This window comes from Pseudomonas sp. FeN3W (assembly GCA_030263805.2).
Taxonomy (GTDB): Bacteria; Pseudomonadota; Gammaproteobacteria; order Pseudomonadales; family Pseudomonadaceae; genus Stutzerimonas; species Stutzerimonas stutzeri_G.
In genome coordinates this window covers 4,680,786-4,693,303 of the sequence record CP136010.1, presented here as the reverse complement: position 1 = coordinate 4,693,303, position 12,518 = coordinate 4,680,786, and the positions used below count along the sequence as shown (strand labels likewise).

Below are 12,518 nucleotides of genomic sequence, written 5' to 3'. Positions count from 1 at the left end.
TCAGCCACCCAGCAGACGACGGACCCGCTCCAGGTCTTCCACGGTATCGACCCCCGCAGGCGGCGCCTGTACTGCGTCTGCAACGTGAATACGCTGGCCGTGCCAGAGTGCGCGCAGCTGCTCCAGGCACTCGGTATCCTCGAGCCAGCAAGGGCCCCAGGAAACGAAATCAGCGAGGAAACTGGCGCGATAGGCGTAGATGCCGATGTGCCGACGGTACGGCACGCCAACAGGCAGTGCGCTGCGATCGGAGGCAAACGCATCTCGTGCCCAGGGCAGCGGCGCCCGGCTGAAGGTCAGTGCCAGGCCATTGATGTCCGAGAGAACCTTTACCACGTTGGGATTGAATAACGCCTGAGCGTCTGCCAAAGGTTCGGCGAGCGTGGCGATGGCCACCTCGGAGTGCGCAGCCAGATTGGCGGCAACCTGATCGATGACAGCCGGAGGAATCAGCGGCTCATCGCCCTGCACATTGACCACAATGGCGTCACTCGGCAGGCCAAGCTGCTCGCACACCTCAGCCAGCCGGTCGGTGCCGGAGTTGTGGTCGGGACGGGTCAACACAACCTGCGCACCGAATGCCGCACAGGCCTCGACGATGCGCGAATCGTCGGTGGCGATGACCACGCGCTGAGCCGTGCTCTTGCTTGCCTGTTCCCACACGTGCTGGATCATCGGCTTGCCGGCGATGTCCTGCAATGGCTTACCAGGCAAGCGGGTCGAAGCATAGCGGGCGGGAATCACGACAGTGTAGGCAGTGCTCATTTGTCGAGTCGCTCATCCACGTCCAGCGTGCGGGCCTCGCTCTCGAGCATCACCGGGATGCCATCGCGCACGGGAAACGCCAGGGCGTCGGCCTTGCAGATCAGTTCCGACTTGTCATCGGTCAGCTTCAGCGGCCCCTTGCATAGTGGGCAGGCCAGTATGTCGAGCAGTTTGGTATCCATGCGCAGTCCTTGGAAGCGTTCGACTGCGATGGCAGTGCGAGCGGCTTAAGAGTGATCGGGCAGCAATCGCGCCAACTGGCCGTCGAACCAGGCGACGAAAGCCGCAGAAGGTACGGCATGCACCTGGAGATATGACCAACCCGGCGGTGCGAATGCCCGGCATTTCACCGCATCCTTCTCGGTCATCACCAACGGCAGGTCGGGGCTGAATTCCAGCTGCTCCTGACTGTAGACGGCGTGATCGGCGAAGGGGTGCGGAATCGGACGCCAGTGTAGCGTTTCGAGCGTGGTGAAGAAACGCTGCGGGTTGCCGATGCCAGCCACCGCGTGCAGCTGCTGGCCGGAGGGAAAGTGATCGAGAGGCCAGCGCTCGCCGGAACACAGCTCGACCAGCGCGACCGGCTTGAGGCTGAACGCATAGCCGTCGGCGGTATCCGCATCGGCGCCATTGCGCAGCACGGCATCTACGCTGCTCAGCCGCTCCGCCGGCTCGCGCAAGGGGCCGGCCGGCAGACAGCGCCTGTTGCCCAGCCCGCGTACCGCGTCGATCAATACGAGCTCGAGGTCCCGCGCCAGGCGATAGTGCTGCAGACCATCGTCGGAGAGGATCAGGTCAAGCGATTCGCTCTCCAGCAGGCACCGTACCGCGCGTGACCGGTCGGGATCTATCATCAGCGGCACGCCAGTACGCTGCACGATCAACAGCGGCTCGTCGCCAGACTGCTCCGCCGACTGTTCGGGTTGAACGCGCCAGGGCAGTTCCGGCGGCTTGGCACCGTAGCCGCGACTGACGACACCGACACGCAACCCGCGACTACGACAATGCTCGATCAGCCAGAGAATCAGTGGAGTCTTGCCGGTTCCACCCACGGTGATGTTACCCACCACGATGACCGGCACTGGCGCGCGATAGGCGGCGCTTTCACCTTCGAGAAAGCGCCGTCGCTTTGCCTCGACCACACGCCGATAGAGTAGCTCCAGCGGAGCCAGCAAGCGTAGGGCCGGATGCCCCTGATACCAGGCGCGTTGCAGGCGATCGGCGAATGACATCAGGGCGACGCCTGCGCCTCGACGGTGGTGATGCGCAGTTGGCCGAAGCCAAGCTTGCCGGCGGCATCCATCGCAGTGATCACCGCCTGATGCGGGGTTTTGCCATCGGCACTGATGATCATCGGCATCCGATTGTCACCGCCGGATTCCTTGCTCAGCGCCGCCATCAGCGAATTGAGGTCGCTCTTCAACAGCGCTTTGCCATTGAGCGAATAATTGCCAGCCACATCGATCAGCACTTCCAGCTGGCGGACCTCGGCATCCTGCGGTGGCGTACCGCTGGCGGCTTCGGGAAGATCGACCTTGAGCTGCGTTTCACGGGTGAAGGTCGTGGTGACCACGAAGAACAACAGCAGGATGAACACCACGTCGATCAGAGGTGCCAGCCCAATCTCCACGTTCTCCCGGGGTTTGCGACGGAATTTCACGCCTTGTCCTCACCGAGATCGACATCGCGGTCACCCTGCACCACTTCCACCAGTTTGATCGCTTCCTGCTCCATGCCAACGACCAGCTCGTCGACGCGACGCTGCAGGAAACGATGGAAGAACAGCGCTGGGATACCGACCATCAGGCCCGCCGCAGTGGTGATCAGCGCTTTGGCGATGCCGCCGGCGAGCAATGGTGCATTGGCCATGCCCGAACCCATGAAAGCACTGAAGATTTCGATCATGCCCAATACCGTACCCAGCAGCCCGAGCAAGGGTGCGATGCCGGCAATGGTGCCAAGCGCGTTGAGGTAACGCTCGAGGTCGTGAACCACCCTGGCCGCGGCTTCCTCGATACATTCCTTCATGATCTCGCGACCACGCTTGGAGTTGCTGAGGCCAGCGGCAAGAATTTCACCCAACGGCGAGTCCGCGCGCAGCTCCTTGAGCTTCTGGTTGCTGAGTTTCTTGTCCTTGATCCATTTCCACACCTGGCCAAGCAGGTGCGGCGGCGTGACGCGACTCGGACGCAGCGTCCAGAGGCGCTCAGCGACGATGCCAGCGGCGGCGATGGAACACAGGATGATTGGCAGCATTATCCAGCCGCCTGCTTTGACCAGCTCCCACACGAGATGAATCCCCCTCGAAAAAGTGGCGCCACTCTAGCATAGGGCCGCGGGGTCGCCGACGGCCGCCGTTCTCATTTTTCCCGCCAGAATCGACGCTCCGCACGCTGCTTCTCCGCCGCCGAGAAATCACCGAGTTCGATGTGAATGGCGCCGTGTAAGGCGGTGTCGTAAATGCCGATTGCGGCCGCTTCGAGGCGAGCGGTCACAGTTGGATGAGGATGACCGAAAGCGTTGTGCAGACTGCGCGAGATCAGCGCAGCGCGCGGTTCCACCGTGCGCAGGAATGGCTCCGAGGATGAGCTGCGGCTGCCATGATGAGGCAACAGCAACCACTGCGCCTTAACCTCCTGCCCACTGAGCAGCAACGCCTGCTCCGCAGCCTGGTCGATATCGCCGGTCAGCAGAATCCGTTCGCCATTGGCCTCGACAAGCAGAACGCATGATGCCTGATTGCTTTCCCGGGCCGCCTGCCATTGCCATAGGCTGAAACGCACGTCATTCCACCACCACTCCGCACCGCTTTCACAAGGCTCGGCATTCAGATCCGTCGCATGCCGTTGCGGCTCCCCACTGACGGTTCGGGCAACCGGAAGCAGTCGACGGATCGCCTGAGCGCCACCGGAATGATCATTATCGGCATGGCTGAGCAGCAGCATATCCAGCCTCTTCACACCCAGGCTTCGCAACGACGGGAACACGACACGCTCGCCCGTATCGAAATCGCCCTGTCTCGGCCCCGCGTCGTACAACAGGGCGTGCTCTCGGGTCCGCACCAGCACCGAAAGCCCCTGCCCCACATCCAGCACCGAGACCTGTGCCCGTCCTTCGGCCACTTGGGAATACGGTGGATACATCAACGGCGCCAACAGCATCAGCCCGAGCGCACGCAACGGCACACCTGCCGGCAACAACAGCAACAGCACGCCCAGCCCAATCATCAGCAAAGCCCAGGCGGGTAAGCCGACCGCCAGCCAGGCAGGTTGCCAGGTAGCCATACCGGATAGCAGCTCGAACAGCAGCGCCAGCGAAGTGCCGACCAACCAGAGTAGCGCCTCGCCGATAGCGCCCAACGGTAGAAGCAAAGTGCCGAGCAGCGCGAAGGGAACGGTGAGGCTTACCCAGGGGACGGCAATCAGGTTGGCCAAAGGCCCGCTGGCGCTGACCGGCAGTCCCAGCGTCAGTAACAGAGGCAGCAGACCGAGGGAAGCTGCCCACTGGGCGCGTGTCAGCGTTGCCCACCACTTCCATCGGCCGAGCCGTCCGGAGAACGCCAGCGCGAGCACCGCAACAGCCCCGAATGAGAGCCAGAAGCCTGGCTGCAACGTGACCAGTGGATCGACCAGCAGGACTCCATTCAGCGCCAGCAACAGCGGCTGCCAGATACCTAGATGACGAAAGCGCAAGCGCCAGAGCAGGACCACGGCGACCATGAGGCACGCACGACGTACCGGTACATCGAACCCCGCAAGCCATCCATAAGAGAGCGCACCAGCGAGAGCCAACGAGCATGCACAGGGAAGCCAGGGCCAACGGCTGGGCCAGAAACCCAATCGAGCTGCCAGCGCAACCAGTCCATATAGCAAGCCGGCCAGCATGCCAATGTGTTGTCCGGATATGACCATCAGGTGCACCGTGCCGGTATCCTGCAGCACCTGCCAATCCTGGCGACTCAAGCCGGAGTCGTCGCCGACCACCAGCGCCGCGATCGCACCTTGTCGGCCGGACGCAGAGACCTCCATCAGACGGAGCCTCAGGCGGTCGCGCCAACCATTCACCGAGTGGGGCGCGAAGAGGCGCTCTCCAGCCTTGACCGAGCCCGTCGCACCAATGCGGCGCGCCAGCAACCAGGCTTCGTAGTCGAACGCATGCGGATTGACCAGGCCACGCGGGCGCTTCAACCGAGCCGCAAACCGCCAGCGCTCTCCGGCCCGCACTTGCGGGCCGCCGTACCAGGACAGTCGCACCTTCGACGGCAGCCCAGCATGCCTCGACTCGATATCCTCCAACTCGAAGCGCACGACATCGCCCGTGCTGGTGGGCAATCCGCTGACCGTTCCCTGGATCCAGTATGTTCGGCCATCTTGCGAAACGGGCAGGCGATCATCAATGGCACTCTGGCACTGCCAGCATGCCCAGGCGAACCCGAGGAGAAGCAACCCGGACGACGCCCAGCGCCGACGCGAAAGCAGCAAGCCCCCCAGCACGCCAAGCACGCACAAGATCCAGACAGAGGGCAACGCCGGTAAGAAACGGGGCAAGACGAGGCCTGCCGCGAGCGCCAACATCCATGTGCGCATGCTTTTTCGACTCCTGGAATCCATTCCGGGACCGCTGTGGGCGGATGGTCAATTTGTCGCGGGCGTAGACCTAATGTCACAAAACTCCTGTCAGCGCCGCATCGCGATTCGAGGCATAATCGCCGGGCTGCAGCCTGCCAGAGAACCTTCATGCCGCGTCGCTTTTTCAAACGCTACATGCCGCACCCCGATCGCATCAAGACTAACAAGTCCCTGCGTTTTCTCGGCGCGCTGATTCACGATCCCAATCTCTGGCATCTCAATAGGCACTCGGTGGCGCGAGCCATGGCTATCGGCCTGTTTTGGGCGATGATTCCGATGCCCATGCAGATGCTCGCGGCGGCCGTCTGTGCACTTCCCGCGAGAGCCAATCTTCCCATCGCGGTAGGTTTGGTCTGGCTGACCAACCCGCTGACCATGCCTCCGGTGTTCTATTGCAATTACAAGGTCGGAACCTGGCTGCTGGATACACCGGCCTCTGACATGCCGGCAGAATTGAGCCTGGCCTGGGTAAGTCACATGCTGCAGCACAACTGGCAGCCGCTGTATCTGGGCTCGCTGGTTTCGGGCGTCGTTTTCGCCATTCTCGGCTACGTTCTAACTCAGGCTTACTGGCGCTGGTGGGTCGGGCGCAGCTGGCGCCGGCGACAGAACGGCCGGCGCTAACGGCCATCACTCGTAGCGCAGTGCCTCGGCCGGCTGGGTCTGCGCGGCTCGCCATGCCGGATAGAGCGTAGCCAAGAAGCTCAAGGTCAGCGCCGCGACCGATACCAGCACCACGTCCTCCAGACGCAGCTCCGATGGCAGGGTGCTGATGAAGTAGACGTCGGAACTAAAGATATGCTGGCCTGACACTTTTTCCAGCCAGGCCACCAGAGCACTTACGTTCAGCGCACCGAGTACGCCCAGAATCACGCCTATCACGGTGCCACTGAAGCCAATGATGCTGCCCTGAACCATAAAGATCGCCATGATCTGCCGTGGAGTCGCGCCAAGCGTGCGCAGAATCGCGATATCGGCTCGCTTGTCGGCAACGACCATGATCAGCGTCGCAATGATATTGAAGGCCGCCACCGCAACGATCAGCATCAACAACAGGCCAATCATGGTCTTTTCCATCTTCATCGCGCTGAATAGGCTGCCCTGCGTATAAGACCAGTCCTCCACGCGGTAGCCATCTCCGAGCATTTCAGCCACTTGCGCCGCCACCTCCGGCGCTCGATACAGGTCGCTCAGCTTAAGCCGCACGCCCTGCACCTGCTGCGGCGCCCAACGATGGATCTGCGCAGCATCGGCGCGGTGGATCATCCCCAGGCTGCCGTCCAGGTCGGCGCCTACCTTGAACACGCCAACCACATTCAGGCGCTGCATGCGAGGTGTGACCCCACCGGGCGAGGAGCTCACTTCCGGCACGATCAGTGTCAACTTGTCGCCCAGCTTCAGACCGAAGCGCCGGGCGGTCATCAAGCCGACGATGACGCCGAACTCACCCGGTTTCAGCGCATCCAGACTGCCTCCGACCAAGCGATCACCGACGATGGATACATCCGCCTCAGCCTGCGGATCGATACCGCTGATCTGTATCGGCTGCATGCTGCCCTTGAATGACAGCATGCCTTCGAGCTGGGTGACGGGTGCGCTGCCGACAATCTGAGGATGCGCCGACAGGCGCGACGCGACGGCCTGCCAGTCGTCCAATGGCTGATCACCAATGACGGTGGCGTGGGACACCATCCCGAGAATGCGCGAACTCATCTCGCGCTGAAATCCGTTCATCACGGACAGGACCATGATCATCGCCAACACGCCAAGTGCCAGGCCGATCAGCGAGGTCAGGGAGATGAACGAGATGAAATGGTTGCGCCGCTTGGCACGGGTGTAGCGGCTGCCGATAAAGACACTCAGAGGCCTGAACATCATTCGACCACCAGACGTCCGTCTTCCAACCGCAGGATCTGATCCATCTGCGCGGCAAGCTGACGGTCATGGGTAACCACCAGGAAGGCGGTCTGCAACGACTTGCTGAGCTCCAGCATGAGGTCCTGGATGCCTTGCGCCGTGTGATGGTCAAGGTTTCCGGTAGGTTCGTCGAGCAGTACCAGCGCCGGCTCGTTCACCAGCGCCCGTGCAATCGCCACACGCTGGCGTTCACCGCCCGAGAGCTCCGCCGGCTTGTGCTCGAGGCGATGCCCGAGTCCGACACGCGTCAACAGCGCAGCGGCCTTCTGCCGCGCTTCCGGGATCGGCGTCCGGCCGATCAGCAACGGCATGCAGACGTTCTCCAGTGCAGTGAATTCGGCGAGCAGGTGATGGAACTGGTAAACGAAGCCCAGCGCGCGGTTACGCAATAACCCGCGATCCTTTTCGTTGAGCGCCGAAAGCTCTTCACCGGCCAGCCAGACACTGCCCTCACTGGGCGTATCCAGCCCGCCAAGCAGGTTCAACAGGGTGCTCTTGCCCGAGCCGGAACTGCCGACGATGGCGACGCGCTGCCCCGGGAACAACTCGAGTTGCAGGCCGGACAGCACTTCCACCGACTCCGGACCCTGCTCGTAGCGTTTGCCAAGATTGCGGCAGCTCAGCACCGCGTGCTTTTGCGAAGAAAGCTCGTTCATAACCTGTTCACTCATAACGTAGCGCCTCTGCCGGCTGGGTGCGCGCAGCGCGCCAGGCCGGATACAGGGTCGCGAGGAAACTCAGGACCAGCGCGGCAACACAGACCTGGATGACGTCGGCCGCCATCAGCCGTGACGGCAGATAGTCGATGAAATAGACGTCGGCGCTGAGAAACTTGTGTCCGATCAGGCGTTCCAGGGCAGCGATCCAGCTACTGACATTGACCGCCGCGAACATGCCCAGCAGCGCCCCGACCAGGGTGCCGACGACGCCGATCACCGTACCCTGAACCATGAATATCGCCATGATCTGTTTCGGCGTCGCGCCCAGCGTGCGAAGGATGGCGATATCGCCGCGCTTGTCGGTTACTACCATCACCAGCGTCGAAATGATGTTGAACGCCGCCACCGCCACGATCAGCAGCAGCAACAGTCCGATCATGGCCTTCTCCATGCGAATCGCCTGGTACAGGTTGCCATGGGTGCGGGTCCAGTCACGGGAATAGAAATCGTCGCCGAGCTGGCCGGCCAGCTCCCAGGCAATGCGCGGCGCCTGGAACAGGTCGTCGAAACGCAGACGAACCCCCTGGACCTGGTCCGGCTTCCAGCGCTGCAGCCGTGCTATGTCAGCGATGTTCGCCAGCGCAACGTAGCCATCGATCTCGCCGGCTCCGACGTGAAAGATTCCGGTCACGGTAAAACGCTTCATGCGCGGGAACATCCCCGCTGGAGTCACGGTGACTTCGGGCGCCACGAAGGTGATCTTGTCACCCACGCCGACACCGAGCTTGGTCGCAGCCTTGTCACCGATGACGATGCCGAACTCGCCTGCGGCGAGATCGTCCAGCGAACCTTCACGGAAAAACTGATCGATGATCGAAACCCGCCGTTCGGCCTCGGGGTCCACGGCGTTGATCAGGATCTTCGTCACCTGGCCCTGATGGGTCAGCAACCCCTGGCTTTGAATGAAAGGTGCCGTCGCCGCGACCTGGGAGTGCCCTTCGAGGCGCTTCCCAAGTGTCTGCCAGTCGCCAATTGGCGTCGGGCTTTCGATCGTCGCATGCGGCACCATGCCCAACACGCGGGTACGCATCTCGTGATCAAAGCCGTTCATCACGGAAAGCACGACGACCATCACCAGCACACCCAGGGCGAGCCCGATCATGGATGTCAGGGAGATGAAGGAGACGAAGAGGCTACGACGTCTGGCGCGGGTGTAACGCGCGCCGATAAAGACGGACAGCGGTCTGAACATAAGATCGACGGGTTCGCTGGCGGGGGAAGAAACAACATGCAGCTGACGTCACCGCGGGGCCTGATACACTCTGGCCATTACTGCATCCCGGGTATCGCCATGCCGACACAAGACACTGAAGAACGCCGCGAATACTACCGTATCGAGGATCGTGTGGCACTGGAAATCATCCCGGCCGGCCAAGGCCAGGAGGCCGACGCAGCGCCCCTACCGCCGCTTTTCAGCCTGCTCGGCGAGCTGCACCAACTTGATTTCGAAGCGCAGCATTTGTTGCGGCAGATTGCCGAGAGCAATCGCACGCTGGCCAATTACCTGAAGGTGCAGAACAAACGAATCGAACTCCTGGGCCAGGCACTGGCGCAGGATCTGCTGAAGGATCAGGGCGCACCGCAGCCGGTGATATTGTCCGAAGGCGGTATCAGCTTCGCCAGCGAGCAGCCCAAGGCTGAAGGAGAGGGGCTCACACTGAAGCTGATTCTGCTGCCCCAGGGGCTTGGCCTTGTGCTGGCCGCGCGGGTTATCTACTGCACGCCGATGGATGACGGGCGTTACGATATCGGCACAGAGTTCGAAGCGTTGACTGATGCACAGCGACAGTTGCTCGCACGACATATCCTGCAGAAACAGGCGCTGGAGCGGCGCCTGGCCCTGGAAAGCCTGCAAGGAGATTGACCGATGCGCCGCCTGGCGACTCTGCTGCTCGTACTGACATTCAGTCCCGCCCTGTTCGCCGAAGACATTCGGATACCTGTTGGCCAACAAGGCCTGCCGGAAATGACCATGCCGAGTCGTGGCGACTCGAAGAACCAGGTTCTGGACCGCTTCGGCCTGGCCGATGAAGAGCGACCCGCCGTCGGCCAGCCGCCGATCACCCGCTGGGATTACCGGGAGTTTTCCGTGTACTTCGAAGGCGACCGGGTGATCAACAGCGTGCGCCATCATCAACGCACCCCATCATCCCCTAAGGAAGACTTGCAACCGTGACACTCATCTACGGCCATCGCGGCGCCAAGGGCGAAGCGCCAGAAAACACCCTGGTGAGCTTCGAGCAATGCCTCCAGCACGGCGTGCGCCGCTGCGAGCTGGATCTGCATCTTTCCCGCGACGGCGAATTGATGGTCATCCACGACCCGACACTCAAGCGCACCACCGGTCGCCGGGGAAAAGTCGTGCAACATGATGCCGACGAGCTTGTGAACTACGACGCCCGGGAAGGCGGACCTGGCTGGAAGACACCCTGCCCTATTCCGAGGCTGAGCGAGCTGTTCGAAAAATGCGATTTCGAGCACTGGCAGCTTGAGGTCAAGAGTGCTTCCCGGGTGCGCGCCGCGCGTACGGTCATGGCAATCAAGGAGCTGGCCGAACAGCATCGGTTGCTCGATCGCATCACCGTCACGTCGAGTTCTCGTGAAGTCCTGCGTGCGCTGAACCGGCTGGCGCCGGAGATATCACGCGGGCTGGTAGCCGAGTACACCTGGCTAGACCCACTGAAGGTCGCCCGTCAATATGGCTGCAGCCTGCTGGCATTAAAGTGGACGCTGTGCACCCCGGAGCGTCTGGAAAAAGCGCGTAAACAGGGCCTGCATGTATCGGTGTGGACAGTCAATGAACCAGCCTTGATGCGCCGCCTGGCCGACTTCGGCGTCGACAGCCTGATCACCGACTACCCCAGCCTGGCTGTCAGTACGCTATCGCGATCCTGACAGCCAACACCGCGGCACGATCCGGCAGCGCAGGCCGCTGCCGGATTCGCCCTCACCTGATCAGAAGCTCTCCCGGTTAGGCCAATGCCAATCACGAGAGTCGCCGCCCTCTCCAGCCGCCTCAGGCCAGCGGCCGGAGCTTCTCAAAAAAGCCGGTTGAGCCCGTCGAACGCAGCGACGCGGTAGGCTTCGGCCATTGTCGGGTAGTTGAAGGTGGTGTTGACGAAGTACTTGATGCTGTTCGCCGGCCCCTTCTGGTTCATGATCGCCTGGCCAATGTGCACGATCTCCGAAGCCTGATAACCGAAGCAGTGCACACCGAGCACTTCCAGCGTTTCGCGGTGGAAGAGAATCTTCAGCATGCCCACTGGCTCGAACGAAATCTGCGCCCGCGCCATGCTTTTGAAGAACGCCTTGCCGACTTCATAGGGAATCTTCGCCTGGGTCAGTTCGCGCTCATTCTTGCCGATCGAGCTGATCTCGGGAATGGTGTAGATACCGGTCGGTACGTCATCGACGAAACGCCAGGAGTCATTCTCGACGATGCTGCCCGCTGCCGAACGGCCTTGGTCATAAGCGGCACTGGCCAGCGACGGCCAACCGATCACATCGCCGGCAGCGTAGATATTGCCGATCTCGGTGCGGTAGTGCTCATCAACCTGGACCTGACCACGACTGTTAGCCTTGAGCCCGATGTTCTCCAGCCCGAGCTTGTCGGTATTGCCGGTACGTCCGTTGCTCCAGAGGAATGCGTCTGCCTTGATCTTCTTGCCCGACTTGAGATGCAGGATGACGCCGTTCTCCAGCCCCTCGACCCGCTCGTACTCTTCGTTGTGGCGAATCAGCACGTTGTTGTTGCGCAGGTGATAGCTGAGCGCATCGGAAATCTCGTCATCGAGGAAGCTGAGCAGCTGCTCGCGGTTGTCGATCAGGTCGACCAGCACACCCAGACCGCTGAAGATTGATGCATATTCGCAACCGATGACGCCGGCCCCGTAGATGATCATCCGACGCGGCGTGTGACTGAGAGTAAGAATGGTGTCGCTGTCGTAGATACGCGGGTGATTGAAGTCGATATCAGCCGGTCGATACGGGCGCGAGCCGGTGGCGATGACGAACTGGCTGGCAACCAGCTTTTCCACCATGCCATTGAGGCAGACCACTTCGACGCTCTGCTCATCGGAGAAGCTGGCAGTCCCGAAGAAGGTATCGATGCGGTTACGCGCGTAGTAACTCGTGCGGGAAGTGACCTGCTTGCTGATGACCTTCTCGGCACTTTTCAGCACGTCCGGAAAGGAGAACCAGCGTGGTTCGCCGATCTGGCGGAACAGCGGGTTGGTGTTGTACTGCATGATCTGCCGTACCGAATGGCGCAAGGCCTTGGACGGGATGGTGCCCAGGTGTGTGCAGTTGCCCCCAACCAGCGGACGGTTATCTACCACGGCGACCTTGCGTCCCGCCTTGACGGCATTTATTGCCGCGCCCTCCCCGGCCGGACCGGAACCCAATACCACCAAATCGTAGTTATAGACCGCCATATACACTCCTGAAAACGCAGCGGGAGACGCCGCTGCTGTCAACGAACTCGCCGATG

Annotated in this window: 14 protein-coding genes; 4 read left to right on the top strand and 10 right to left on the bottom strand. The window is 61.8% G+C overall.

The window, feature by feature from the left end; genetic code table 11:
• The 6 genes from kdsB to P5704_022130 all read right to left on the bottom strand — a co-directional run bounded on the left by kdsB (position 1) and on the right by P5704_022130 (position 5,351).
• Positions 1 to 765: a 3-deoxy-manno-octulosonate cytidylyltransferase gene (kdsB, locus tag P5704_022155; GenBank protein ID WOF78667.1), complete on the bottom strand. Its 765-nt coding sequence runs from the start codon at positions 763 to 765 to the stop codon at positions 1 to 3.
• Positions 762 to 947, bottom strand: a complete 186-nt coding sequence (locus P5704_022150; GenBank protein WOF78666.1) for a Trm112 family protein — start codon at positions 945 to 947, stop codon at positions 762 to 764. Before P5704_022150 ends, kdsB begins: the two co-directional genes overlap by 4 nt.
• A gap of 45 nt (positions 948 to 992) precedes the next feature.
• The gene (lpxK, locus tag P5704_022145) at positions 993 to 1,997 is read right to left on the bottom strand and encodes a tetraacyldisaccharide 4'-kinase (protein ID WOF78665.1); all 1,005 of its coding nucleotides are present in this window, start codon (positions 1,995 to 1,997) and stop codon (positions 993 to 995) included.
• On the bottom strand, positions 1,997 to 2,425 hold the full coding sequence (locus P5704_022140) for a biopolymer transporter ExbD (protein ID WOF78664.1): 429 nt from the start codon (positions 2,423 to 2,425) through the stop codon (positions 1,997 to 1,999). Before P5704_022140 ends, lpxK begins: the two co-directional genes overlap by 1 nt.
• Positions 2,422 to 3,054: a MotA/TolQ/ExbB proton channel family protein gene (locus P5704_022135; GenBank protein ID WOF78663.1), complete on the bottom strand. Its 633-nt coding sequence runs from the start codon at positions 3,052 to 3,054 to the stop codon at positions 2,422 to 2,424. The genes P5704_022140 and P5704_022135 overlap by 4 nt, the downstream gene beginning before the upstream one ends.
• Positions 3,055 to 3,125: 71 nt before the next feature.
• Positions 3,126 to 5,351, bottom strand: a complete 2,226-nt coding sequence (locus tag P5704_022130; GenBank protein WOF78662.1) for a DNA internalization-related competence protein ComEC/Rec2 — start codon at positions 5,349 to 5,351, stop codon at positions 3,126 to 3,128.
• A gap of 150 nt (positions 5,352 to 5,501) precedes the next feature.
• Here P5704_022130 and P5704_022125 point away from each other — a divergent pair, with 150 nt between their 5' ends.
• Positions 5,502 to 6,017, top strand: coding sequence for a DUF2062 domain-containing protein (locus P5704_022125; GenBank protein WOF78661.1), 516 nt, complete (start codon positions 5,502 to 5,504; stop codon positions 6,015 to 6,017).
• Positions 6,018 to 6,023: 6 nt separating this feature from the next.
• Here the strand turns inward: P5704_022125 and P5704_022120 are convergent, their stop codons facing one another.
• The 3 genes from P5704_022120 to P5704_022110 are packed head-to-tail and all read right to left on the bottom strand — an operon-like array spanning position 6,024 to position 9,221.
• Positions 6,024 to 7,268, bottom strand: a complete 1,245-nt coding sequence (locus P5704_022120; protein ID WOF81310.1) for a lipoprotein-releasing ABC transporter permease subunit — start codon at positions 7,266 to 7,268, stop codon at positions 6,024 to 6,026.
• On the bottom strand, positions 7,268 to 7,966 hold the full coding sequence (gene lolD, locus P5704_022115) for a lipoprotein-releasing ABC transporter ATP-binding protein LolD (protein ID WOF81309.1): 699 nt from the start codon (positions 7,964 to 7,966) through the stop codon (positions 7,268 to 7,270). The genes P5704_022120 and lolD overlap by 1 nt, the downstream gene beginning before the upstream one ends.
• 7 nt (positions 7,967 to 7,973) lie before the next feature.
• Positions 7,974 to 9,221: a lipoprotein-releasing ABC transporter permease subunit gene (locus tag P5704_022110; protein WOF78660.1), complete on the bottom strand. Its 1,248-nt coding sequence runs from the start codon at positions 9,219 to 9,221 to the stop codon at positions 7,974 to 7,976.
• A gap of 36 nt (positions 9,222 to 9,257) precedes the next feature.
• Here P5704_022110 and P5704_022105 point away from each other — a divergent pair, with 36 nt between their 5' ends.
• The 3 genes from P5704_022105 to P5704_022095 are packed head-to-tail and all read left to right on the top strand — an operon-like array spanning position 9,258 to position 10,924.
• A complete protein-coding gene (locus tag P5704_022105) occupies positions 9,258 to 9,893 on the top strand; it encodes a PilZ domain-containing protein (GenBank protein WOF78659.1) in 636 nt (211 codons plus the stop codon).
• Between the two features lie 3 nt (positions 9,894 to 9,896).
• Complete coding sequence (locus tag P5704_022100) at positions 9,897 to 10,205, top strand: phosphodiesterase (GenBank protein ID WOF78658.1); 309 nt, start codon at positions 9,897 to 9,899, stop codon at positions 10,203 to 10,205.
• Positions 10,202 to 10,924 carry a glycerophosphodiester phosphodiesterase gene (locus P5704_022095; protein ID WOF78657.1) on the top strand — a complete coding sequence of 241 codons (723 nt, stop codon included), beginning with the start codon at positions 10,202 to 10,204 and terminating at the stop codon, positions 10,922 to 10,924. Before P5704_022100 ends, P5704_022095 begins: the two co-directional genes overlap by 4 nt.
• 143 nt (positions 10,925 to 11,067) lie before the next feature.
• Here P5704_022095 and sthA read toward each other — a convergent pair whose 3' ends face one another.
• On the bottom strand, positions 11,068 to 12,462 hold the full coding sequence (gene sthA / locus P5704_022090) for a Si-specific NAD(P)(+) transhydrogenase (protein WOF78656.1): 1,395 nt from the start codon (positions 12,460 to 12,462) through the stop codon (positions 11,068 to 11,070).
• Positions 12,463 to 12,518 lie beyond the last annotated feature (56 nt).